Annotated in this window: 21 protein-coding genes; 2 read left to right on the forward strand and 19 right to left on the reverse strand. The window is 59.1% G+C overall.

What is annotated here, in order from left to right; translation table 11 throughout:
- Positions 1 to 40 precede the first annotated feature (40 nt).
- Positions 41 to 682 carry a transcriptional repressor LexA gene (gene lexA / locus AC04P6_RS00645; protein ID WP_475564660.1) on the forward strand — a complete coding sequence of 214 codons (642 nt, stop codon included), beginning with the start codon at positions 41 to 43 and terminating at the stop codon, positions 680 to 682.
- On the opposite strand, the gene hflX is transcribed toward lexA, so the two are convergent.
- From hflX to dapB, 18 genes are all read right to left on the reverse strand, one after another.
- A complete protein-coding gene (gene hflX, locus AC04P6_RS00650; RefSeq protein ID WP_475564661.1) occupies positions 666 to 1,964 on the reverse strand; it encodes a GTPase HflX in 1,299 nt (432 codons plus the stop codon). The genes lexA and hflX overlap by 17 nt on opposite strands.
- A gap of 17 nt (positions 1,965 to 1,981) precedes the next feature.
- On the reverse strand, positions 1,982 to 2,902 hold the full coding sequence (gene dapF, locus AC04P6_RS00655; protein WP_475564662.1) for a diaminopimelate epimerase: 921 nt from the start codon (positions 2,900 to 2,902) through the stop codon (positions 1,982 to 1,984).
- Positions 2,892 to 3,899 carry a tRNA (adenosine(37)-N6)-dimethylallyltransferase MiaA gene (miaA, locus tag AC04P6_RS00660; protein WP_475564663.1) on the reverse strand — a complete coding sequence of 336 codons (1,008 nt, stop codon included), beginning with the start codon at positions 3,897 to 3,899 and terminating at the stop codon, positions 2,892 to 2,894. The genes dapF and miaA overlap by 11 nt, the downstream gene beginning before the upstream one ends.
- Positions 3,899 to 5,248: a tRNA (N6-isopentenyl adenosine(37)-C2)-methylthiotransferase MiaB gene (miaB, locus tag AC04P6_RS00665; RefSeq protein WP_475564664.1), complete on the reverse strand. Its 1,350-nt coding sequence runs from the start codon at positions 5,246 to 5,248 to the stop codon at positions 3,899 to 3,901. Before miaB ends, miaA begins: the two co-directional genes overlap by 1 nt.
- Positions 5,249 to 5,272: 24 nt before the next feature.
- Positions 5,273 to 5,593: a stage V sporulation protein S gene (locus AC04P6_RS00670; RefSeq protein WP_066662499.1), complete on the reverse strand. Its 321-nt coding sequence runs from the start codon at positions 5,591 to 5,593 to the stop codon at positions 5,273 to 5,275.
- A gap of 241 nt (positions 5,594 to 5,834) precedes the next feature.
- The gene (locus AC04P6_RS00675) at positions 5,835 to 6,959 is read right to left on the reverse strand and encodes an ATP-binding protein (RefSeq protein ID WP_475564665.1); all 1,125 of its coding nucleotides are present in this window, start codon (positions 6,957 to 6,959) and stop codon (positions 5,835 to 5,837) included.
- Between the two features lies 1 nt (position 6,960).
- On the reverse strand, positions 6,961 to 8,532 hold the full coding sequence (rny, locus tag AC04P6_RS00680; protein ID WP_475564666.1) for a ribonuclease Y: 1,572 nt from the start codon (positions 8,530 to 8,532) through the stop codon (positions 6,961 to 6,963).
- Positions 8,533 to 8,765: 233 nt separating this feature from the next.
- Positions 8,766 to 9,347 (reverse strand): regulatory protein RecX, encoded by a 582-nt coding sequence (locus tag AC04P6_RS00685; protein ID WP_475564667.1) that lies wholly within the window; start codon positions 9,345 to 9,347, stop codon positions 8,766 to 8,768.
- A 6-nt stretch (positions 9,348 to 9,353) separates the two neighbouring features.
- The gene (recA, locus tag AC04P6_RS00690) at positions 9,354 to 10,421 is read right to left on the reverse strand and encodes a recombinase RecA (protein ID WP_475564668.1); all 1,068 of its coding nucleotides are present in this window, start codon (positions 10,419 to 10,421) and stop codon (positions 9,354 to 9,356) included.
- 140 nt (positions 10,422 to 10,561) lie between these two features.
- Positions 10,562 to 11,731, reverse strand: a complete 1,170-nt coding sequence (pgsA, locus tag AC04P6_RS00695) for a CDP-diacylglycerol--glycerol-3-phosphate 3-phosphatidyltransferase (RefSeq protein ID WP_475564669.1) — start codon at positions 11,729 to 11,731, stop codon at positions 10,562 to 10,564.
- Between the two features lies 1 nt (position 11,732).
- Positions 11,733 to 13,022 (reverse strand): 30S ribosomal protein S12 methylthiotransferase RimO, encoded by a 1,290-nt coding sequence (gene rimO, locus AC04P6_RS00700; RefSeq protein ID WP_475564670.1) that lies wholly within the window; start codon positions 13,020 to 13,022, stop codon positions 11,733 to 11,735.
- Positions 13,023 to 13,102: 80 nt separating this feature from the next.
- On the reverse strand, positions 13,103 to 13,600 hold the full coding sequence (locus AC04P6_RS00705; RefSeq protein WP_475564671.1) for a YajQ family cyclic di-GMP-binding protein: 498 nt from the start codon (positions 13,598 to 13,600) through the stop codon (positions 13,103 to 13,105).
- Between the two features lie 42 nt (positions 13,601 to 13,642).
- On the reverse strand, positions 13,643 to 14,809 hold the full coding sequence (locus AC04P6_RS00710) for a helix-turn-helix domain-containing protein (protein ID WP_475564672.1): 1,167 nt from the start codon (positions 14,807 to 14,809) through the stop codon (positions 13,643 to 13,645).
- Between the two features lie 2 nt (positions 14,810 to 14,811).
- Positions 14,812 to 17,286 carry an FtsK/SpoIIIE family DNA translocase gene (locus tag AC04P6_RS00715; RefSeq protein WP_475564673.1) on the reverse strand — a complete coding sequence of 825 codons (2,475 nt, stop codon included), beginning with the start codon at positions 17,284 to 17,286 and terminating at the stop codon, positions 14,812 to 14,814.
- A gap of 171 nt (positions 17,287 to 17,457) precedes the next feature.
- Complete coding sequence (locus tag AC04P6_RS00720; protein ID WP_475564674.1) at positions 17,458 to 17,625, reverse strand: hypothetical protein; 168 nt, start codon at positions 17,623 to 17,625, stop codon at positions 17,458 to 17,460.
- 173 nt (positions 17,626 to 17,798) lie between these two features.
- A complete protein-coding gene (locus AC04P6_RS00725; protein ID WP_475564675.1) occupies positions 17,799 to 19,640 on the reverse strand; it encodes a ribonuclease J in 1,842 nt (613 codons plus the stop codon).
- A gap of 15 nt (positions 19,641 to 19,655) precedes the next feature.
- Entirely contained in the window at positions 19,656 to 20,552 is an 897-nt protein-coding gene (gene dapA, locus AC04P6_RS00730) for a 4-hydroxy-tetrahydrodipicolinate synthase (protein WP_475564676.1), read from the reverse strand.
- Positions 20,553 to 20,672: 120 nt separating this feature from the next.
- A complete protein-coding gene (gene dapB / locus AC04P6_RS00735) occupies positions 20,673 to 21,434 on the reverse strand; it encodes a 4-hydroxy-tetrahydrodipicolinate reductase (protein WP_475564677.1) in 762 nt (253 codons plus the stop codon).
- A gap of 151 nt (positions 21,435 to 21,585) precedes the next feature.
- Between dapB and AC04P6_RS00740 the strand changes: the two genes are divergently transcribed.
- Entirely contained in the window at positions 21,586 to 22,947 is a 1,362-nt protein-coding gene (locus tag AC04P6_RS00740; RefSeq protein ID WP_475564678.1) for a radical SAM/SPASM domain-containing protein, read from the forward strand.
- A 66-nt stretch (positions 22,948 to 23,013) separates the two neighbouring features.
- Here AC04P6_RS00740 and AC04P6_RS00745 read toward each other — a convergent pair whose 3' ends face one another.
- The gene (locus AC04P6_RS00745; protein ID WP_475564679.1) at positions 23,014 to 23,568 is read right to left on the reverse strand and encodes a TetR/AcrR family transcriptional regulator; all 555 of its coding nucleotides are present in this window, start codon (positions 23,566 to 23,568) and stop codon (positions 23,014 to 23,016) included.
- Positions 23,569 to 23,591: the final 23 nt, after the last annotated feature.

Genomic DNA, 23,591 nt, shown 5'->3' on the forward strand with positions numbered 1-23,591 from the left:
TCAACAAGATTATCAAACATTTGTTCGTATGGAGGGGCATATGTCAAAGGACATCACGAAACGTCAGCAGGCCGTGCTCGATTGCATCACCGCCTGCATCGAGGAAAACGGTTACGGCCCCACCGTGCGCGAGCTCTGCGAACGAATGAACCTCAGCTCCCCCTCCACCGTTCACGTGCACCTGAAGGCGCTGGAAGACAAGGGCTACATCCACCGCGACCCCCTGAAGTCGCGTTCCATCACGCTCGCAGGCGAATCCCCCACTCCCGCGGCAAGTCAGTCCCAGGTCATCGCATCGTACGAAAACGTCGTGGAACTCCCCCTCGTGGGCGATGTGGCCGCCGGCACTCCCCTTCTCGCCGACGAAAACATCACCAGCACCATCACGCTCCCCACGGAAATCGTGGGCGATTCGGCGTCGTTCCTTCTTTCGGTGCATGGCGAATCCATGATCGAGGCCGGCATCAACGACGGCGACTACATCGTGGTGAAGGAGCAGAATACGGCGCACAACGGCGAAATCGTCGTGGCTCTCGTGGAAGACGGCGCAACGGTCAAGCGTTTCTACCGCGAGGCAGACCACATCCGTCTGCAGCCCGAAAACTCCAGCATGGAACCCATCATCGTGCGCGAATGCACTATCGTGGGCAAGGTCGTCGCGCTCTTTAGGCGCGTTCGATAAACGCTTCGAACCTGCTCGCAAGCGACGGGCTCACGCGAATGGTCATCCACGTGCCGTGCTCGTCATAATGCTCTTCCACGATGTAGCAGCGCTCATGTGCCAACGCAACGATGTCGCCACGCGTATACGGCACCAGCACGTGCAGAATCTCGTCCTGGGCGGCAGCTAGCTTTACGATGCGCCCAATGAGCGCATCCATGCCCTCACGCGTGAGGGAGGAAATCTGCATTGCGTTCGGAAAGTGGTACGCAAGCGCTTCGCGCCCCTCTTCGTCAAGCAAGTCAATCTTGTTGAACACCAGAATAGACGGAATATCCTGCGCACCAATCTGATTCAATACGTCATCGACGGCACGCATCTGCCCCTCGAAGCTTTCAGACGAAGCATCAACCACATGCAGGATGATATCCGCCTCGCGCACTTCGTCGAGCGTGCTCTTAAACGACTCAACGAGCGTGGTAGGAAGCTTCTGAATGAAGCCGACCGTGTCGGTAAGCGTAATCTCGCGCCCCTCGGGCAGCGTGTACTTGCGCGTAGTGGAATCAAGCGTTGCGAAAAGCTTGTCGTAGCTCAGCACTTCCGCATTGGTAAGCGCATTGAGCAGGCTCGACTTTCCCGCATTCGTGTAACCGGCAAGCGCAACGCGCAGCATGCCGCTTTCCTGGCGCACCTGACGCTGAACGGAACGGTTCTTGTCGAGCTCCGCAAGCTCACGGCGAATCGACGTGATGCGGTTGCGCACGATGCGGCGGTCAACCTCCAGCTGACTTTCTCCTTCGCCAAAACGACTGCCAACGCCGCCGCCCATACGGTTACTAGCCAGGTGAGCCCACATGCCACGCAGACGCGGATAGAGGTACTGATTCTGCGCGAGCTTCACCTGCAAGCGCCCCTCGCGCGTTGTTGCGTGGAGCGCGAAGATGTCGAGAATGAGCGCCGTGCGGTCGATGACCTTCACATCGCGCCCCATGATCTTCTCCAAATTGCCCTGCTGGGAAGGCGTAAGTTCGTCATCGAAGATCACGATGTCGGCACTGTATGCCGTGCAGAGCTCGGAAATTTCCACGGCCTTGCCGCTACCCACGAAGGTGCGAGCATTGGGCGCATCGAGCTTCTGCGTGGTTTCCGCCACAACCTCGGCACCAGCCGTCGCCGTAAGACGCGCGAGCTCCGCCATCGTCTCATGCAACGGCCAGGATGAACCAGGTCGGTCGATGCCAACCAGAATCGCCCGCTCGGGAACCTCGGCGGTATCGCGAAGTGGAAAACGATTCTTGTTCACCGACATACAGACGCTCGCTAGTCGATTTCGATTTCGCCCGTGAAGGAAGCGGCCGCAGGGCCCGTCATGAAGACGTGGCCATTATCAGCCCATTCAATGTGCAGCACGCCACCACGCAGGTGCACGTCGTTCACGCGACCCGCACGGCCCGTAAGGGCGGCAGCGACATTGCTCGCGCACGCGCCCGTACCACAGGCGAGCGTTTCGCCGTCGCCGCGCTCATATACGCGCATATGCAGACCATCCTCGGCAACCTGGATGAACTCGATGTTGGCCTTTTCGGGGAACGCCGCGTTGCTCTCGTAGAAGCGACCGACCGTATTGAGATTGAGCGTTTCGAGGGACTTGCAAGCCGGATCGTCGAAAATGGCGTCAGGCAGCGCGTCGAAATCCTCGATGAACGTAATCGCATGGGGATTGCCCATCGACACGCAGGTGAACTCGAAGGAACCCCAGGGACTGTCGACGGCAGTTTCGCTCACGTAGGGCGTATCGCCATACTGAGCGTTCGCGGGAAGCGCTACGGGAACCTCGGCAGGCTGCAGAATGGGTTCGCCCATATCAACCGTAGCAACCGTCATCTTGCCTTCGGCATCGGTTTCGAACGAAATGGGCCTGCGGCCGGCAAGCGTATCGGCAACGAACGAACCAGCAGACGCATCGACATAGCCGTGGTCGACGAGGAATTTCGAAAAGCAGCGAACGCCATTGCCGCACATCTGGGCAAGGCTTCCGTCGGCGTTGAAGTAATGCATGTAGCCAGCGCAATCTTCCTTATCGCTCGGACGAACGAGAATGACGCCGTCGCCGCCGATGCCGAAGTGGCGATCGCAGAGGTACTCAATCTGACGCGGCTCCAGTTCGATGGAAGCGCTCATATCGTCAATCATGACGAAGTCGTTGCCCAGACCATCCATCTTGGTGAAATTAAGCTTCATGCGCAGCCCTTTCCGAGTTTTTGTCTTCAGTATCCACGATTTCCAACGCGCGACAAAGAAGCTCGCTGGCATCATCACGGTCTGCGCATATCCAATGAATGCGCTTGTCTTTTCGGAACCACGTGCGCTGGCGCTTCGCGTAGCGATGCGTGGCGAATTTGATCTGCGAAATGGCCTCATCAAGAGAAATCGCACCATCAAGATACTGCACGATTTCCTTGTAGCCAATGGCCTGGTTGGCCGTAAGCGCCTCGCGAAGCCCCTTGGAAAGAAGCGACTCGACTTCGCGCACGAGCCCCGCATCGACCATCGCATCGACGCGCTCGTCGATGCGGGCGCGCAGGATCTCGGGATCGACTTGCAAGCCAATCATGGCAACGGGAAAATAGGCCCCAATGGCATGAAGCTTCGCATGCTGTTCGGCATACGACGTTCCCTCGCCGAGAAGCTCGAACGCACGAACGACGCGTTTCGTATCATGCGCATTGATGAGAGCCGCAGACGCAGGATCCGCGAGCTTGAGCTCTTCCCAGACCGACTCCGGGCCCAACTCATCGATGCGCGCATTGTACTCATCACGCACGGCATTCCCCACCTGCTCGCCTGCGGGGAAATCGTAGTCGTCAACGAGCGCGCGCACGTAGAAGCCCGTGCCACCGCACACGATGGGCCGCGTTGCGTTTCGATGCGATTCCAGCACCACTCCCCTGCCGTATTCCTGGAACAGCGAAGCAGAATAGGCGCTGCCAGGAGAAACAAGGTCAAGGCCGAAATACGGGACGGTTCGCTCGGCCGGGGCAATCTTCCCCGTTCCGATATCCATGCCACGATAGATTTGCATGCTGTCGGCGCTGATCACGGCACCCTGCAGACGTTCTGCCATATGCTGCGCAAGAGCCGTCTTGCCCGAAGCCGTGGGCCCTACAACGCAAATAAGCGGCTTGTCGAGCGGGCAAACCACCTCGCTCGCATCGCCCGAGGCAGCAGGCCACAGCATTAGAGCATCGTTCCCCAGAGATACCAGGTATGGGCCTCGTCGATGCGAATGTCGACGATGGAGCCCGCAAGGTCTTCGGCGCTCATACCTTCGGGCACGCGCGCGTGGACCGTCTGATTACGCGGGCTTTTGCCCGCCAAGATGGAGCTATTGTTCTTACTCGCGCCCGTCACGAGCACGGGAAGCACCACGCCGGCTTCGTTCTGCGTGAGGTTGAGCTGCTCGGCATTGCGCTGAACGAGCTCGACGAGCCTGTCGAAGCGCTCCTGGATAACCTCGCGCGGCGTGTCGTCCTGCATCTTCGCAGCGGGAGTACCCTCGCGCTTGCTGTAGATGAACGTGAACACCTGGTTGTAACCGACCTTGTCCACCAGGTCGTACGTAGCCTGGAAGTCTTCTTCCGTTTCGCCTGGGAAGCCAACGATGATGTCGGTGGAAAGGGCGATGTCAGGACGCACGCGGCGGAGCTTCTCGATGAGCTCGAGATAATGCTCGACGGTATAGCGCCTGTTCATGGCCTTCAAAATGCGATTAGAACCGCTCTGCGCGGGCAGATGCAGCGCAGGCATGAGGTTCGGTAGCGTGCCGAAGCGCTCGATTACCTCGTCGGTGAGGTCTTTCGGATGGCTTGTGGCAAAGCGAATGCGCTCGACGCCCGTAGCGGATACGGCGTCCAACACCTGCGCGAAACGCGGCTCTCCATACAGGTCGCGCCCGTACGAATTGACGTTCTGGCCCAGAAGGGTAATCTCCTTCACGCCCGCATCGACATACGCCTGCGCTTGCTGGGCGATCTCCTCGAGCGGTCGGCTGAGTTCGCGGCCACGCACGTACGGAACGATGCAGTAGGTGCAGAAGTTATTGCAGCCCACGGTAATGGGAAGCCACGCAGCCCAAGGATGCTCGCGGTCCTCGGGGAGGTCATCATGGAATTCGGCGCGTCCATCAACCACCTCGGAACGGCGCATGCCGCCCTCGATCGCGTCTTGCAGAAGATGCGGAAGCGCTTCCATGTTATGCGTGCCGAAAACGACATCGGCATTTTCGAGCTGGTCGAGGAGCTTCTCGCCATCCCGCTGACCGATGCAGCCGCCAATGGCTACGAAGCGCTTGCCGAAGGGGCTGCCCGGGCGAACGGGATCGTTCTTCATCGTGGCCACCGTGCCCATAAGGCGCTCATCGGCCTTTTCGCGTACGCAGCACGTCACGAAAATGGAAAAGTCGGCCTCGGCATTCGTTTCAACGGGAGTGGAACCCAGCGACGACATAAGCCCCGATAGCCGCTCGGCATCGTGCTTGTTCATCTGGCATCCGAACGTCGTGATGCAGAAGGTGGTATTTTCAAACATGAAGTGAAACCTCGAGAAAGTAAATTACACGTTTTCGCCGATGGTGGCACCATTCTTCAGATAATGCAAAATGACCTTGAAGCGTATGGCGGTGCGGTATTCACCATCGATAACAATATCGGCGAAATACGGGATGCAGGCAACTTCGATACCGATGGGAGAAAGAAAACCACGCGAAATAGCTATAGCTTTAACAGCCTGGTTCACAGCACCAGCACCGACGGCTTGAATTTCGACATCGACGCCATCTTTCACCATGCCGGCGATAGCACCGGCTACGGAAGCCGGAGAAGACTTGGAAGAGACTTTCAGAAAGCCAATTTGTTGCTGCGAATCGTTCGGCACGTTGTATTTCCTATCGTAGTGCGACTTTGCTGCGATACTGCATCTTAATCTGTCATTGTAGTCGTATTTGGCGAACAGGGCAAATAAAGACGCAACCACGCCAGCGGGACTACAAGAATTCCCAAGCTCGCGCCGGACGTATCACGCGCGCCACGCGAAACGGGAAAAGCGCACCAATCACACGCGCAAAACGCCTGCTCAGAGTACGCAACGTAGCACGACGATCATACGCTGCCGCAGTCTAGCGTTCCATGACGACGGGAATGGTGATGCGGATGCCGCTCTTCTGCACCGAGACAGCGGGATCGACATTCCGATCGAGATAGTATGCATCGGCAAGGTCGGCATAAGAACGCGCAATAGCCTGCCTGAACGCCTCGAGGTCTTCGGGCGCGATCTTCAGCGAACGGGGGTCGACATACAGACCAGGCTCGTGAGTGCTCTGCGCCGCAGCATCATGCGCGCGTTCCCTCTTCGCGCGCATGGGCTTTTCGCTATCGCTTGCGATGACAACCTGAGACGCAAGGTCTTGAAGCGGCTGAATCTGCCCATCCATGATTCGGCGCGCGCTGCGCGAGGATAGGCGCAGACCAAGCGTATCGGCAATTTCGGCGAATTCCTCAGGCGTACCCGCGATGGAAAGTCGCTTCAAGATGGGCAATTCGGAAGGATCGTTGCAAAACGCAAGCGTCGCCTTGCTGAGCACCGAGCGACCAAATGCCCAAAGCGTAGCAGCAATTTCAATAGCGCTTCCGAAATACACCTGCACGGCCGAACGGTCGATGTAGGCGAATTCCGTGGCCGTGCGCACGATATTGCGCGGGCCGCGCACCGTGACAGTGCCCGTTTCCGAGGAACGCACGAATTGGGGACGCGTGCTCTGGTCGGTTTTCTCGGCGAGCTTAGTGGCATCGGTTTCCACCAGGAACGACGAACCACCTCCGGGAAGCGTTTCCTGAATGCGTGCGAGCTGGGCATTCTCCTTGATAGCGTACAACGCCATACCACGGCCATGCACGCCCCAAGTATCCATATGCACCGAATCGAGCTTGCTCGTGACGCGCGCCTCGAAAATGCGCTCGCGCATATGGCTGGGCACGCCGTCGCCATCATCGAGCATGACGAGGCGGCGCGTATCGCCCTCGCGGCCCGTAGCCACATAGATGCTATGGGCATGCGCGTCGCGCGCGTTGCGAAGCATCTCGATAACGATGTCCTCGACGCTGCGTACGTCGTGCTTCGCCTGCCTACGCTCGGCTTCAGCGCTGCGCAAACGGACGAAGCCACCCCCGAAGTCGTCTTCGACTCGGAGGTGGCTTTCGCCGGTTACTTCTTCTACGAATTGAGCGAGGTCTTCGGAAGACATGCTACTTGGCGATGCCGATTGCGCGGCTCTCGCGAATGACGACTACCTTGACCTGGCCGGGATACTGCATTTCGTTTTCGATCTGCTGGGCGATGTCGTGCGCGAGCACCGTGGTGGTTGCCTCGTCGACGACTTCGGGCTCGACCATAACGCGAAGCTCGCGGCCGGCCTGGATGGCGTACGTACGCTCGACGCCCTTGTGTGCGTTGGCAATTTCCTCGAGCTTCTCGAGGCGCTTGACGTACGCATCGAGGGTTTCCTTGCGAGCACCTGGGCGTGCAGCGGAAACGGCATCGGCGGCCTGCACGAGCACATCGAGAACGCTATTGGGCTCGACGTCGTTATGATGAGCTTCGATGGCATGAACGATCTCGGGCTTCTCGCCGAAACGACGAGCGAGGTCGGCGCCGATAACGGCGTGGCTGCCGTCTACCTCGCGGTCGATGGCCTTGCCGATGTCATGCAGTAGACCTGCGCGCTTGGCGACGATGGGATCGAGGCCAAGTTCGGAAGCCATCACGCCGGAAAGGTACGCAACCTCGAGGCTGTGATCGAGCACGTTCTGGCCATAGCTCGTGCGGTACAGAAGGCGGCCAAGCGTATGCACCAGTTCGGGATGAAGGTCGTGCATGCCGGTATCGAACGCGGCCTGCTCGCCCGCTTCGTCAATCTTCTGGTTGACGAGCTTTTCGGCCTTCTTGTACATCTCTTCGATGCGCGCGGGATGAATGCGGCCATCGGCGATGAGGTTCTCCATCGTGACGCGGCCAATTTCGCGGCGAACCGGGTCGAAGCAGCTGATCGTGACGCACTCGGGAGTGTCGTCGATGATGAGGTTCGTACCCGTAAGCTGCTCGAAGGAGCGGATGTTACGACCTTCGCGACCGATGATGCGGCCCTTCATGTCGTCGCTGGGAATGTGAATGGCGGAAACCGTGATTTCCGACGTATGGTCGGCAGCGACGCGCTGAATGGCGATGCTGAGAATCTCGCGGGACTTCTTGTCGGACTCTGCCTTCGCGCGCGTTTCGGCTTCGCGAATGATGGCGGCGGATTCGTGCGCGACTTCGTCTTTCAGGTTGTCGAGCAGTTCCGTCTTGGCTTCGTCGGACGTCATGCCAGCAACCTTTTCGAGCTGGCGGTTGATTTCCAGATGCTCTTCCTCGACCTCGGCGCGACGACGCTCGAGCTGCTTCTCGCTTTCGCGAAGATCGCGGGAACGCTTGTCGACCTGACCCTGCATGCTGGAAATCTGGTGCTCGCGCGCGTCGAGCGAATCGCTGCGGTGGTCGAGCGACTTCTCGCGCTGGTTCAAGCGGTCTTCCTGAGAGCGAACGTCCTTCAGGCGTTCGGTGCGCTCGGCCTCGATGGACTGACGCATTTCAAGAGCCTTGTCTTTCGCTTCGACTTCGGCTTCGCGACGCAGGGTATCGGCCTGCTTACGAGCGTCGTCGATGAGAGACTGGGCTTCCTGGGCCGTCTGCTTCTGCTTGGACGAATTCATTGCGCTGACGGCAACAAAGGCAATAACAGCACCGATTGCCACGCCGACGACGGCAAAGATTATTTCCATCGGACTCCCCTTCCTGGTACATCCTCGTTCGTATTTCAAAGCATAAAAAAGCCAGTGTATACACTGGCATGAGATTGCACGGGTGTAAGGCACCCAAGGTTATATATTCAGTTCAATATATAAAATACCTTTTCAGGTATGCTTTCTCATGCTCGTTCTACTATAGACGTTACGGCAAGAATAATACGCGGGGATTGCGAAAATAATGGCAAAAGCCACGAAAGTTTCCGCCGCTATGCCATTTCATCGCGCGATTCGAACCACGCGCGCGTAGCCGTTGAAGCAATCGAGGAAGCGTAGCCCTTCGCGATGAGTTTGCGATAGGCTCCGCCCCATACGTCTTTGCAGCGAGGCTCGTGCTTGCGAAGGAATTCAACGGCTCGCCTTACTTGCTCTTCGCTGGAAAGACCGAACGAAGCGCCCTCGTCTTCGAAATAGGGTTCCGGATCGATGCCGAACTTACGCTTGAGTTCGTTCTCGATGGACACGCGACCCTTGCCCATGGAAACGCGCGAGCGGATAAACGATTCGGCGAAGCGCTCGTTGCTTACCAAGCCACATGACACGGCACGTTCGAGCGCTTCACGCGATTCGCTTTCGGTATAACCGGCACGCATAAGGCGCTCGAGCACTTCATGCTCGGACCTATCGCGCTGGGCGCAGAGACGAATAATGCGATCGAAGGGCGGAGTAGAGGGCCGTTCCCCGCTCGCATTGCGCGCACCCGAGTTAGAGCAACGGGAACGACGCCGCTTATGCGCGCAATCGCCGGGGTCGAACGACGACAGAGCCCTACCCTTCCCTTCGATGGTCATGGGAAGCTACTTTCGCTTCGTAGGCTTCGGGTCGGGGGTGACTTCGGTGCCCTTCGCGGAATCCGCCGGGTCGGGAAGCATCATGTCGTATTCCTCGCGCACCTTCAGTTCGAGTTCGTCGCGCAGATCGGGGTTTTCCTCGAGCGTGCGCTTCGCGGCTTCGCGGCCCTGACCGAGACGCTCTTCGCCGTAGGTATACCAAGCGCCGCTCTTCTTCACCAGACCGCATTCCACGGCCATGTCGAGAATGCAGCCCGTTTTGGAGATACCCAGGCCGTAGATGAGGTCGAACTCGGCCTGCCTGAAGGGAGGGGCGACCTTGTTCTTCACCACTTTGGCGCGCACGCGGTTGCCAACCGTTTCGCCGTTGATTTTCACGTAGTCGCAGCGACGGACCTCGATGCGGACGCTGCTGAAGAATTTCAGGGCACGGCCACCCGTGGTGGTTTCCGGATTGCCGAACATGACGCCGATCTTCTCGCGCAACTGGTTGATGAAAATGCAGGTAGTGTTCGAACGCGAAAGAGAGCCGGCAAGCTTGCGGAGCGCCTGGCTCATGAGGCGAGCCTGCAGGCCAACGGTGGTATCGCCAATTTCGCCCTCGATTTCGGCGCGAGGAACCAGGGCGGCTACAGAGTCGACGACGACGGCATCGATAGCACCGCTGCGCACGAGCATGTCGCAGATTTCAAGCGCCTGCTCGCCCGTGTCGGGCTGGCTGATGAGGACGTCGTCGATATCGACGCCCAGGCGGGCGGCATACACCGGGTCGAGAGCGTGCTCGGCGTCGATAAAGGCAACGACGCCACCTTGCGCCTGAGCTTCCGCAAGGATATGGAGCGCAAGGGTGGTTTTACCACCAGATTCCGGGCCGTAGACTTCGACGATACGGCCACGGGGGACGCCGCCAATGCCAAGAGCGGCATCGAGCGGAAGCGCGCCCGTGGGGATAACGCCGATATCGAGGTTATGACCCCCTTCGCCCAGCTTCATGATGGAACCGCGACCGAACTTCTGCTCGATTTGGTCGGTGGTGAGCTTCAGGATTTGATCTTTGCTTTGCGTCTGGGCCATTGGTCTCCTCGATTCTGTTTGGATGAGCATCATTATACGAACATCTGTTTGTACGTCAAGAACGTACCTTCAGAATCGAGGAGCGCAGTGACGGCGCGCACGAAGAAAAGTCGCAGCAGAGCCGCAGAATAGTCGCGCGATTATTGCGAATAGGTGGACAGAGAGGCACGCACCAGGCGAAGCGCCTCGTGGACGGTCTGCGCGCGCACGCGTTCCCTATCGCCTTCGAAATGGTAGAGGCGCGCATACGTCATATTGGCATCGGAAAGACCGATCCACACCGTGCCAACGGGCTTGCCGGGAACGGCTCCACCCGGGCCGGCTATGCCGGTTACCGCCACGGCGGTGTCGACGTTCAGGGCCTCGCGAGCGCCCTTGGCCATCTGGCACGCCACTTCCTCGCTCACGGCGCCATGCTCGGCAAGCGTGGATTCGGCAACGCCCAGATGCGACTTCTTGACCTCGTTGGAATAGCTGACGATACCGCCGGCAACCACGGATGACGAACCGGGGATATGGGTAAGCGTGCCGCTGATGAGGCCACCCGTGCAGCTTTCGGCGGTGCCGATAAGCGCATTGCACTCACGAGCCATCTGAACAACCTCTGCGGCAAGCTCCTCGTTGGTCTGACGCGGCTCTGCGAGCTTCGTCTTCACCTTCGTGCCACAACCAGCATCGGCGCGCACGAAACCCAGGATCTCGCGCGCCTTCACGAAGTAGTCGAGCATCGAGACGATGGTGAGAACCACTGCCACGAGCATGACGAACCAGCTGAAGAGATACAGGCCGTTGCTGAGCATCGAGCCGAAATCGCTAACGGATTGGCTGTCTTTGATGATGAACAGAACGATGGCGATAATCTGCGTGACCGTCTTCGCCTTGCCGTACCAGCTGGCGGCAATCACGACGTTCTGACTTGCGGCAAGCATACGAATACCCGACACAATGAACTCTCTGGCTAGGATAATTAGAGCCACCCAAGAAGGCAGAACACCCAGTTCGATAAGAGCCAAAAGCGCCGAAGCGACGAGGATTTTATCGGCTAGGGGATCCATGAACTTACCGAGGGTGGTGACCTCGTTGCGGCTACGCGCGAGGTGGCCATCGATGGAGTCGGTGGCGGCGATGGCAATGAACACGCCAGCGGCAATCCAGGGCTTCCAAATGCTCGCATCGGCCCACTGCGGGAACCATTCGGGCCAGGGGCTGATGATGGCCACGACGAAAAACGGGATGAGAAGGATGCGCGCCAACGTTACCTTGTTGGCGGGAGTCCAAAGCTTTTCGCGCTGGGAAGCAGCCTGGGGCATGCTATTCACCTTCCATTTCATACATGAGCGTATCCTGGATGGTAACGCGAACGACGTCGCCTACCGCACCTCGGTGAACGTATACCACGCCATCGACATCGGGGGCCTGGCACTGCGCCCTGCCAAAGAGCTGACCATCTTCTTCCGCCCCAAGAACGAGAACGTCAAGCGTGGAACCGACGCGCGCGGCAATGCGCTCGCGCGAAATAGCATCGGCGATATCGCGCACCGCCTGGACGCGCTCGAGCTTCACGTCGTCGTCGATTTGATCGTCGAACTTCGCGGCGCGCGTGCCCTCTTCAAGCGAATACGGGAACACGCCCACGTAATCGAAGTCGATATCCTCGACGAAATCGCAGAGCTCCTGGAACTCATCTTCCGTCTCGCCAGGAAAGCCCGCGATGAACGTCGTTCGGAGCGTAATGCCGGGCACCATCGTGCGAATATGCTCGATGAGCTTCAAGTACTCGGCGGCGCTCCCCTTGCGGTTCATGCGCGAGAGGATGCGCTCGTTGGCATGCTGGAACGGAATATCCAGGTACGAGCAGATATTATCGTGCGAAGCCATGACGCCAAGCAGCTCGTCGGTAATCCCCTCGGGCTGCAGGTACATGACCCTGAACCACGTGCTGGAATGCCTTTCGGCAAGTGTGGACATGAGCCAGGCCAAGGTGGAAGGCTCGTCGAAGTCGTCGCCCCAACGACCCGTATCCTGCGCGATGAGCACGATTTCGCGCGCACCGCGCGCAATCTGAGCCTCGACATCAGCCTCGATCTGGTCGAACGGGAAGCTGTGGTACCTACCGCGAATATACGGAATGGAACAGTAGCTGCAGAAACGATTGCAGCCATCGGAAATCTTCACGTAGGCGCTCAGCACCTCGGGGGCAGCCGATGCATCCTGAAGCCTTGCGCGATGCGGGAACAGCGCGTCGAGGATGGAGGCGATATCGTCTTCCTTGCTGCAGGGAACGAACGCCGAAGCCTCATTCAGCTCGGATATAAGGTCGTCACCATATCGCGCGGGCATGCAGCCAGCCACGATGAGCTTCGCATCGCCCGACTCGACAGCAGGCAAATCGGCCATCTCGAAAATAGCCTGCAGGCTTTCCTCGGTAGCGCTCTGGATGAACGAGCACGTGTTCACGATAACGGCCTGCGCCTCTTCGGGTTCGTCGGTCATGCGGTAGCCGGCAGCCTGAAGGCTTGCGCGCATCTTATCGGAGTCGACCTCGTTTTTGGCGCACCCCATGGTGAGGATGTAGACGGAAATGACTTGCGATTCGCTCATGAGACTTCCTTGAACATACGCAACCGAGCGCCCACGTGACAGGCACGCGCGCGCTCGGCAATTACAACAACAGAAATGGACTAGCGATAATTGGTGAACTGCAGCGGCTGACCGTAATCGTTGCCCTTCACGAAGGTGATGACATCCTGCAGGGTATCCTTCGAAGCGCTGGAAACGCGTAGCTTGTCGCCCTCGATGGTGACCTTGGCCTTGAACTTCTGAGCCTTGATGTCCTTATTGATCTTGCCAGCGGTATCGCGGTCGATGCCCTCGACGATCGTGGCAACCTTGCGAACCGTGCCACCCGAGGCGTTTTCGGAATTGCCCCACTTGATGGCAGAGAGGTCGATGCCGCGCTTCACGAGCTTGCTGGAAATGATGTCGGTAACCTGACCGGCCACGAAATCGCTGGGCGCGTTCACCGTGATGGTCTTGGCCTGCTTGTCGAGCGCGATGGTGGAACCGGAATCCTTAAGGTCGTAGCGCTGGGTGAGCTCTTTCTTAGCCTGGCCATACGCATTGTCGATTTCCTGCATGTCTACGCTCGAAACGATGTCGAAGCTGGATTCTTTAGCCATGTAAGTACCTTTCTTTATAACCAATCAGCGAAGGAAGCGTGCTTACTCGCTGGCGGACGACGTCTTCGTGCTGGCGGAAGAGGATGCGGTGTCGCTGATCGCATCGGGATGCGCCGACTTCCATTCCGCCAGGATATCGGAGAATTCGTACGTGACATTCACGATGCCGTTCGAATTGGGCTTGAGCTCCTGCTCTTCGCCATTAACCGTCACGGTAACACTGGAACTATCGACGCAGATAATCTGCAACGTATCCGTAAAGGTGTAGCTCTGCGTAGCCGGGCCTGCGACGGTATCGGCTTCCTGCGTAGTACCGTCGACGTAGACCTCGATGTACGTGGAGCCGCCGCTGGCTACGGTATAGGTGAACTCGCCCTGTGTGGGAGCCACCGCGGTAGAGGCAGCGCTCGAGCTTTCGGATGCCTGCGATGAGGTATCGGATGCCGCGGAGCTAGAGCCGGACGACGAGGAATCGCTTAGGCCGGTAACGGGCATCGTGGACGTGGCTTCCGAGGCGCTCTGCGACTTCTGGGAGAAGAGGAGCGAGCAGACGATGATCACGATGACGAGGACAACCGCCGCGGCGATGAGAAACGGAAGCTTGGAATGCCCCACCCCATTAGCGCCGCCAGCCGAAGCGGACTGCCCAACGAACGACTGCGGGGGAAGGACGGAACCGCGCGATGGCATGACCTTGCCAGGAGTGTAGACCTTCTTGCCCTTCACCTGGGGAACGCCACGCGAACGCTCCATGCTCTCGAGGCCTTCCATATACGAGCCCTCGGAGCGCTTGCGCGAAGACTGACGACGCGCAGAGGCATCACGTGCCTGCCGACGGGGCTTGATGTTCTGATCGGACGCGCGCAGGCGCGACGTGCCGCCACGATGCGGGAAGCGGGTGTTCTCGGGAGCCGCCGACATGTCGAAGCCAGTGGAACGCTGATGCGCGCGGGAGACGCCCGACTGGTAGGCATAAAGCTCGTCAATGTACATCCCCGTGATATCGGTGGGGTTAAGCCCCAGGTAGCGAGCGTAGCCGTTCACCATGTTGCGCGTGTAGCCACGCGGAGGCATGGCGGCGAAGTTGCCATCTTCGATAGCGCGCAGAATATCGGGGCGAATGCGAAGCCTACGGGCGGTAGCGTAGAGGTCGAGGCCCTTTCGCTCGCGCGTCTGCCGAAGTATTTCACCAAAGCTTACATCGCTCATGCTTACTCCCCGGTATTCGCATCGTTCTGTTCGAACGCTTTCAAAGTTTCCAATTCCATGGCGTCAACCAGAACCTCGCGCGGCTTGCTGCCGTTCGGAGGCCCGACGATGCCCTTATCCTCAAGCATGTCCATTATACGCCCAGCTCGCGAATAACCGACTTTCAGTCGGCGCTGAATATTGGAAGTGGAGCCAAGGCCGGAATTCACCACGATATCGGCCGCTTCCCAAATGAGCGGGTCGTCGGCGCCCGAGGAACCACCCGAACCGTCGGGGGCGGAATCGCCAAGCGAGATGACGTTGGTCTGCAGGATTTCCTGATGGTATTCGGGTTCGCCCTGCTCCTTCAGGTGCGTAACCACCGCAGTGATCTCGTCTTCCGTGACGAGGCAACCCTGCAGGCGCTGGGGCTTGGAGTACTCGGGCTTCGAGAGGAGCATATCGCCCCAGCCGATGAGGTTCTCGGCGCCCGGCGTGTCGAGGATGACGCGGCTGTCGATACCGCTGGCCACGTTGAAGGCGATGCGGTTCGTGATGTTTGCCTTGATGAGGCCCGTGACAACGTTCGTGGACGGACGCTGCGTGGCAACGATCATGTGAATGCCGGCAGCACGCGCCAGCTGAGCCAGGCGACTGATCGAGAATTCGACTTCCTTGCCCACGTTCATCATGAGGTCGGCAAGCTCGTCGATGATGATGACGATGTAGGGCAGCTGCTCGGCGTCTTCCTCGCCAATCTGCATGCCGTTCTGGCACTTCGCGTTGTACTGGCCGATGTTCCTGGCGCCCACCTTCGAGAAGACCTTCAAGCGACGTTCCATTTCGGCAACGGCCCAGGAAAGGGCGCTCGCGGCTTCCTTGCATTCGGTGACAACGGGAACGTACAGATGGGGAATGCCGTTGTACGGCGTGAATTCAACGCGCTTCGGGTCGATCATGATGAAGCGGACCTCGGCCGGCGTAGCGCGCATGAGAATGGACATGATCATGCCATTGATGGACACGGACTTACCGGAACCAGTGGTACCGCCAATAAGCAGGTGTGGCATCTTCGCGAGGTCGGAAACGATGGGGTTGCCCTCGACGTCTTCGCCGATGGCAACTTCGAGCGGGCTCTTCCCCGCCTGGGGCAGAACATCGCCCAGCAGCACCGAGCGGCGCTTCACGTTGGGAACCTCGATGCCGACGTAGTTGGTGCCCGGAATGGGGCTGAAGATGCGCACGCCCTGCGAAGCCATGGCGAGGGCAATATCGTCGGTGAGATTGGTGACCTTGCTCACGCGCACGCCCGAAGGCAGAGAGACCTTGAACAGGGTTACCGTGGGCCCCGCCGCCCAGCCAACCACTTCGGCATCGACGCCGAAGTCGGCAAGCGTGCTCTGCAGGAGCATGGCCGTCTCGCGCAGGGTCTCCTCGGTTTCCTTGCTGGCAACCTTCGCACCCGACGACTTGATGAGATTCATATCGGGAAGCACGAAGCCCTCGGAGGGCTTGGGCGTAGTAACGCCCACGGCGGCATTGCTGCGCTTGGGGGCGGCATCGGCATCGCTACGGGAGCGCTTGCCCAACCTGCGTGTAAGGGCGGCCGAAGCGCCCGAATCCACGGCGGCATCGCGCGCCGCAGCGGCACGGGGCACGGACTGCGCGGGAGTAGCGCCGAAATCGATTTTCTGGGTCACGCCAGCCGACTGCGCACGGCCCTGCGCTCCCCCGCGCTTCATAACGGGTTCGCGCTTGCCACCTTCGCGGGAGGCGCGGCGCGGCTTCGAAACCTCGAGCGGCTTGTATGCCGGAGCGGGCATGACGTCGGTATCGCCCGACTCGCCTTCAGGGGAACGAAGCTCGGACGCATGCGCGCGAATCTTATCAACCACGTCGGAAAGCGAGAAGCCAATGATGATAAGCGCAACGACGATGACGCCCGCCATGATGATGGTGGTTACCAGCTGCCCAAACAGGAGCAGGAAGACGTACGCAACCAGAGCGCCGATATATCCGCCCTGGTTGACGAGGTTCTCGTGTGAGAAAAGCACCTGCAGGTTGCTACCCGAAAGCCCTGGCGTGTATGAAGCGAGGATGACGAGCAGCGCGAAGAACAGGATGATGAGGCCCACGGTAACGCGCGCGGACATGCGATTCTGGTTTTCGCCGCTACGCCAAATGAGGCTCACCGCGATGAGCACGAGCACGAACGGCAGAATGTACGTGCCAAGGCCCAGGCCAATGTGAAGCACCGAGGAAAGCCACTGCGTAACGATGCCCGTGCCGGGCATGAGCGAGACGATGAAAAGCGCGACGGCCACAACGGCGCATACGACGCCAGCGATATCGCGACGAGAGCGGTCGTCGAGAAAACGATCGCCTGCCACCTGATTGGCGCGCGCGGCCTGCGCACCCCTCCCCTGCCTGGATGCAGAGTTGTTTGCACGTGATTTCTTTCCCGGCTTACCCGATGTGCCCTTTGCTGTGCGCGGCACGTCACACTCCTTTTGCTGCGTTTAAATATCGTTTCGGAAAGTATAACTTATTTCTTTACATAGTCGCCAATAGCGTTTGACCACATCAACACGCCATCGACGAACTGGGGTAATGAATCGGCTATGTGTGCATTTTGTCGTCCCGCGGCAGGCAAAGGCCATTGCCCAAAGCTACGGCCGGCTCTTCCGATGTCGCAGGGCCATCGTTTCATCAAGGTCGGCAGAGCGATTGCCCGAGGCGAAGACGACGTTCACGCCTTTCTTGGCTAATTCGTTCACCATGGCCTCGTAGCCAAACTGGGCAATGGCTCCACCCCACGAACAGTTAACCGCCTTCAAATTGACGTCCCCATTACGCAGCCCGAATGCATGGCCGCACCCAAAGAGCAACCCGCGTTACGCCCGGCAAGAATAAGAACGCCCCTCTTAGCGCACTAAACAGGCGCAAAAAGGGGCCGCCATTGGCGACCCCAAGCTAAACCCTACGACAGAAGCCATTCGGCTCGAATGCCCTAGATTTCAAGCAGGTTCACGATGACCAGCGGACGCTGCTTGATGCGGTCCCACAGAACCGACTGAAGCGACTGACGGCACGCCTTTTCCAAGTCGCGGCGCTTTCCGCCCTTGGAAATCGCCTTCTCGAGACCATGGCGCACGGCGGAAGCCGCGTCTTCGACCAGGTACTCATCGTCGCCGCCGGAGATACCGCGCATCTGCACGGCCACATCGCCCACGAGCTTGCCCGTCTGGGTGGAAATGGCGCACGCAATGGACGCGATGCCCTGTTCCACCATGGCGCTACGCTCATTGAGCACGTCCTGGCTGGTATCGCCCACGGAAAGGCCATCGACGAAGACGATGCCGCTTTCCACGGTTTCGCCGCGACGAACGCCCTTCGCGGACAATTCGAGCGATTCGCCGTTTTCCAGGATGAAGATGTTGTTCTCGTTCACACCCGTGGCGGCGGCCAGCTTGGCATGCGCACGCAGATGCGTGGCTTCGCCATGAACGGGCATGAAGCACTTGGGCTTCACGATGGAAAGAACGAGCTTCAGCTCTTCCTGGCCGGCATGGCCGGAAACGTGCACCTGAGCACGGCTCTTGTCGAATACGTCGGCACCCACTTTCGAAAGCAGGTTGATGACGCGCGTGACGGCCTTCTCGTTACCCGGAACAGGCGTTGCGCTGATGATGACCGTATCGCCCGGATCGATTTCGATGGTCTTGTGCTCGCCGGCAGCGATGCGCGCGAGCGCGGAAAGGGGCTCGCCCTGCGAACCGGTGCACATGACCACGACCTTCTCGGGCGGAATGCCCTTCAGGTCGTACGCATCGATGATGTCGGCGTCGGAGACGTTCAGATAGCCCAGCTTGCGGGCGATATCGGTATTCTGCACCATGGAACGGCCCGTAACGACGACCTTGCGCCCCGCAGCAACCGCCGCATCGCAGATCTGCTGCATGCGGTGAATGTGGCTGGCGAAGCTGGCGATGATGACGCGGCCCTTTGCCTGGCCGATGATCTTGCGCAGCGTTTCGCCCACCGTTGCTTCCGACGGCGTGAAATGGGGCACCGTGGCGTTCGTGGAGTCGCTCATCATGAGGTCGACGCCCATCTTGCCAAAGCGTGCGAGAGCGCCGAAGTCGGTGGTAACGCCATCGATGGGAGTCTGGTCGAGCTTGAAGTCGCCCGTGTGGAGCACCGTGCCCGCGGGAGTCTGGAAGAAGATGCCCACCGCACCGGGAATGGAATGGTTCACGGCGAAGAAATCGCACGTGATGCATCCCAGCTGAACGCGCTGGCCAGGCTTGATTTCGATGAGCTTCGCGTTCTTGATGCGATGCTCGGCGAACTTGCCCTCGATAAGGCCAAGCGTGAGCTTGGTACCGTAGATGGGAACCTGACGGTCGAGGTCCTTCAGCAAATACGGCAGCGATCCGGTATGGTCTTCGTGGCCGTGGGTAATCACGATGCCGCGAAGCTTATCGGCATTTTCCAGCACATACGTGTAATCGGGCAGAATGAGGTCGACACCGGGATGGTCGTCGTCGGGGAACATGAGGCCCGCATCGTCGAGCACCATGTCGCCATTGCACTCGAAAACGGTCATGTTCTTGCCAATGGCATCGAGGCCGCCCAGCGGAATGACCTTGAGTTTTGCCTTCGGATCTTTCTTTGCGGCCAAAACCTGGGAAGACTGCGCCTTCTTGCCGCTGCGACGACGGCGCTTAGGAGCGTCGCCCTCTTCCTTGGACAACTTGGGACGCTCGCGCTTGATGTCGACGTGCTTGTACGAACGCGACTGCTTGCGCTTAGCGTTGCCCTGTTCGGGCTGGTTATTCTGTTGTTCCAAAACCTATCCTAACTGCTAGTCGAGCACTCCGCACACGCGCATGGTCTCGGCAAGCTGCGCGGTCTGCTCGGGTGTTGCGTCGACAAGCGGAAGGCGAAGGCCGCCCACGGTGAACCCCTGGAGGTTGAGCGCCTTCTTCACCAGGATGGGATTAGCCGTTACGAACAGGCCCTTCATGAGGGGCAGGATAGCTTCGTGCGCCGAGAAGGCAGCGTCCCAATCGCCCTGGATGGCGTTATCGACGATTTTCTTCATAGCGGCGGGGGCGCAGTTGGCGGTCGTGGAAATGACGCCTACGCCTCCCCGCTTCATCACTTCGTACGTGAGGGCGTCGTCGCCGGAGTAGACGGCGAAGCCTTCGGGGGCGGCATCGCAAATAGCGGCGATCTGGTCGAGGTCGCCCGATGCCTCTTTCACGGCCACGATGTTGGCGCAGTCGCGCGCAAGACGCAGCGTGGTTTCGGCCGTCATGTTGATACCGCAACGACCAGGAATGTTGTACAGGATGATGGGCAGGTCGACCGCTTCCGCGATGGCGCGGAAATGGCGGTACAGGCCTTCCTGCGGAGGCTTGTTGTAGAAGGGCACGACGGCCATGAGGCCATCGACACCACACGCGGCAGCCTTCTTGGCCATCGCGATGCTATCTTCCGTGCAATTCGTGCCCACATTGGCGATTACGGGAGCGCGACCAGCGACTTCCTCGACAACGGCCTTGATGACGGCAAGCTTCGTTTCCACGTGAATCGTGGGGCCTTCGCCGGTAGTGCCGAAGAGGAGGATGGAATCGCACCCGCCATCGAGCAAACGCTTGGCCAGCTTGCAGTTCTGCTTGACGTCAACCTGAAGGTTTTCATCATAAGCGGTGACCATCGCCGGAATGAGACGGCCAAAAACTGGTGTGCTGGACATAGTGCCTCCTTGCATGTGTACGAGATGCCTCATTATTGCACAGCAAAAGACGCGTTCGTCTGCATTCAAGAAATCAATGCAGACGAACGGCGTGTGCTAGTTCTGGAAAGGAGGCTCGGCCTACATGAACGTTTCGAGGCCGACGACGAGGCCAGAGCGCTCGCCCACGCTGCGAATGCCCAGCAGAACGCCCGGCATGTAGCTCTCGCGGTCCCAGGAATCGTGCGTAATGGTGAGCGTCTGGCCCATGGAACCGAAGATGACCTGCTGCGTGGCCACGTAGCCCATGGAGCGCACCGAATGCACGGGAACGCCCGCAATGAGGGCGCCGCGAGCGCCTTCTGCCCCCTCGAGCTCGGTTTCGGAACCGGGTGCGGTGCTGTCGAAGTCGCGCGCTTCGGAAATCATCTGGGCGGTACGCATGGCGGTGCCGCTGGGAGCGTCCTTCTTGCGCGCATGGTGGAACTCGATGACCTCGGCTTCGGGGAAATACGGCGCGGCGGCCTTTGCGAACTGCATCATGAGAACAGCGCCCGTGGTGAAGTTCGGCGCGTAGAAGAGGCACGCATCGTTCGTGGCGAGTTTTGCGAGCTCTTCGAGCGTCTCGTTCGAAAGGCCCGTGGTTCCCACCACGCAGTTCACGCCAGCGGTAAGCGCAACGCGCACGTTATCCGCCACAACGGAAGGCTGCGTGAAATCCACCAGGACATCGGGCGTTTCGGCCTCGATAGCCTGAGCGAGCGACGTGTAGACGGGATACGCCGCATCTACCTGGTTCAAGTCGATACCGCAGACGAGCTCCATATCGTCAGCCGACTGAACCGCGTTCACGACGGCCTGCCCCATACGGCCCATGCAACCAGCAACCGCAACCTTAATCATGTACGTACCTTTCGATTGGCTTTTCGATTGCACAAGCATATTTCACCCGCCCAATACATACAACTTTTCTTACACTTTCCACTTCTTGTAAATTCACATGAAAAACATCGCGCGCGGATAATACACGTATGGGCTAGGGTTAGGAGGAAACATGAGCATTGCAGATTCGGCCAAGCGTTTCGGATTCAACAGGGTGTACGAGTATCTCGACAAAGACCCACGCGGGAACCTGCCGAAGATCATGGAACTCGTAGACAAGATCACCCCAGGTGAGATGATGGGAACGCAGCGCGCAGCCTTCCGCCGCGTAATCGCGAACCCCGACAACAACTGGAACAAGCTCATCATGAGCCTCTGGGATGACATCGATTCCAACATCCTGAAGAAGGCATTCCAGAACTTCATCGTGAACGGCAGCATCACTGGCTGGGAACAGCAGCAGAAACTGCGCGCGGAACACGGATGCAACATCCCCTGGGCGCTGCTACTGGACCCCACGAGCGCCTGCAATCTGCACTGCACCGGCTGCTGGGCCGGCGAATACGGCAATCGCCTGAACCTCTCGTTCGACGAGATCGACGACATCATCATGCAGGGCAAGGAACTCGGCGTCTACATCTACATCTACACGGGCGGCGAGCCGCTCATGCGCAAGAAGGACCTCATCGCGCTCTGCAACAAGCACGATGACTGCGAGTTCCTCTGCTTCACGAACGCCACCCTCATCGACCAGGACTTCTGCGACGAGGTGCTGCGCGTGGGCAACTTCATCCCCATCGTGTCGGTGGAGGGCTTCGAGGACGCTACCGACTTCAGGCGCGGCGAAGGCGTATTCGGCAAGGTCAGCGATGCGATGGACCTCATGCGCAAGAACCGCCTGGGATTCGGCATCAGCTGCTGTTACACGGCCAAGAACGTCGACACCATCGGAAGCGAGGAGTACTTCGACTGGATGATCGAGAAGGGCGCCAAGTTCTGCTGGTTCTTCAGCTACATGCCCGTAGGAGCCGGCGCCGACGTCGACCTTATCACGCGCCCCGAGCAACGCGAGCGCATGTACGACGTCGTACGCGGATTCAGGGAGACGAAACCGCTGTTCACGCTAGACTTCTTCAACGACGGCGAATACGTGGGCGGCTGCATCGCCGGCGGACGCCGCTACTTGCACATCAACGCGAACGGCGACATCGACCCGTGCGTGTTCATGCATTACAGCGATACGAACATCCGCGAGCATACCCTGCTGGAATGCCTGAAGCGACCGCTGTTCATGGCATATCACAACAATCAGCCATTCAACGAAAACATGCTGCGTCCCTGCCCCGTCCTGGACAATCCAGGGAGGCTCGTGCGCATCATCGAGGACACGGGGGCGCATTCCACCGAAATCCTGCAGCCAGAGGACGTGCACGTCTATTCCGATAGGTGCATCGACATCGCGGCAGAATGGGAGCCGCGCGCAGATCGCCTCTGGGCGAGCAAGGAACACAATCCCGCACTGCTCGTGAAATAGCGCACATAGCGCATACAGCAACGGCACCCCGCACGCGATAACGCGGCGGGGTGCCGTTTTCGCATCCTACAGGCGCTCGGCCATGCGCGCTTTGAAAGGTTGGACGACGTACGTATCGAGCTTCTTGAAATAGGCGCGCGGCTTGGCATCAACCGAATGGTCGAGCACCGATTCCACCATGCCAATGAGCGCATACGTAAGCGTAACCAGGAAGAACTCGATCTCCTCGTCGGTACCATCGTAATTCACGAAATCATGTTCGAAGCAGCGCTTCAGGATATCGTAGATGAGGCGGGAGTTCATTTTGCGCAGGATGTCGCGGTCGAGGTGCGCATAGTCGCCGAAGATGTGCAGCGTGTCGGATTCGTACAGGTCGACGATCATATCCACCACGCCCGACCAGGCATCCTGATCGTCGGGCATTTCCCGGAACAGCGCATCGATGTACTCGCGTTCCCGAAAATCGACCAGGTCGTAGATATCCTTGAAATGGTAATAGAACGTGGCACGCGAGACGCCAGCCCGGTTTGCGACTTCGGTAACCGAGATGACCTGATATCCGCCCTTGGCAACAAGCTGCTGGTACGCAGCGACGATTTGATGCTTCGCGTCGTTATCCACGTCAACCCCCTTTGCGTATAGCA

Source organism: Denitrobacterium sp., assembly GCF_056180635.1.

What these genes read in the sequence shown, in the direction of transcription:
- lexA (WP_475564660.1), top strand. Translation starts at nt 41, where the DNA reads ATGTCAAAGGACATCACGAAACGTCAGCAGGCCGTGCTCGATTGCATC.
- miaA (WP_475564663.1), bottom strand. Translation starts at nt 3,899, where the DNA reads ATGCTGTGGCCTGCTGCCTCGGGCGATGCGAGCGAGGTGGTTTGCCCG.
- pgsA (WP_475564669.1), bottom strand. Translation starts at nt 11,731, where the DNA reads ATGCCCCAGGCTGCTTCCCAGCGCGAAAAGCTTTGGACTCCCGCCAAC.
- recA (WP_475564668.1), bottom strand. Translation starts at nt 10,421, where the DNA reads ATGGCCCAGACGCAAAGCAAAGATCAAATCCTGAAGCTCACCACCGAC.
- AC04P6_RS00685 (WP_475564667.1), bottom strand. Translation starts at nt 9,347, where the DNA reads ATGACCATCGAAGGGAAGGGTAGGGCTCTGTCGTCGTTCGACCCCGGC.
- dapB (WP_475564677.1), bottom strand. Translation starts at nt 21,434, where the DNA reads ATGATTAAGGTTGCGGTTGCTGGTTGCATGGGCCGTATGGGGCAGGCC.
- dapA (WP_475564676.1), bottom strand. Translation starts at nt 20,552, where the DNA reads ATGTCCAGCACACCAGTTTTTGGCCGTCTCATTCCGGCGATGGTCACC.
- miaB (WP_475564664.1), bottom strand. Translation starts at nt 5,248, where the DNA reads ATGTTTGAAAATACCACCTTCTGCATCACGACGTTCGGATGCCAGATG.
- AC04P6_RS00710 (WP_475564672.1), bottom strand. Translation starts at nt 14,809, where the DNA reads ATGAGCGATGTAAGCTTTGGTGAAATACTTCGGCAGACGCGCGAGCGA.
- AC04P6_RS00740 (WP_475564678.1), top strand. Translation starts at nt 21,586, where the DNA reads ATGAGCATTGCAGATTCGGCCAAGCGTTTCGGATTCAACAGGGTGTAC.
- rimO (WP_475564670.1), bottom strand. Translation starts at nt 13,022, where the DNA reads ATGAGCGAATCGCAAGTCATTTCCGTCTACATCCTCACCATGGGGTGC.
- AC04P6_RS00675 (WP_475564665.1), bottom strand. Translation starts at nt 6,959, where the DNA reads ATGTCTTCCGAAGACCTCGCTCAATTCGTAGAAGAAGTAACCGGCGAA.
- AC04P6_RS00705 (WP_475564671.1), bottom strand. Translation starts at nt 13,600, where the DNA reads ATGGCTAAAGAATCCAGCTTCGACATCGTTTCGAGCGTAGACATGCAG.
- rny (WP_475564666.1), bottom strand. Translation starts at nt 8,532, where the DNA reads ATGGAAATAATCTTTGCCGTCGTCGGCGTGGCAATCGGTGCTGTTATT.
- dapF (WP_475564662.1), bottom strand. Translation starts at nt 2,902, where the DNA reads ATGAAGCTTAATTTCACCAAGATGGATGGTCTGGGCAACGACTTCGTC.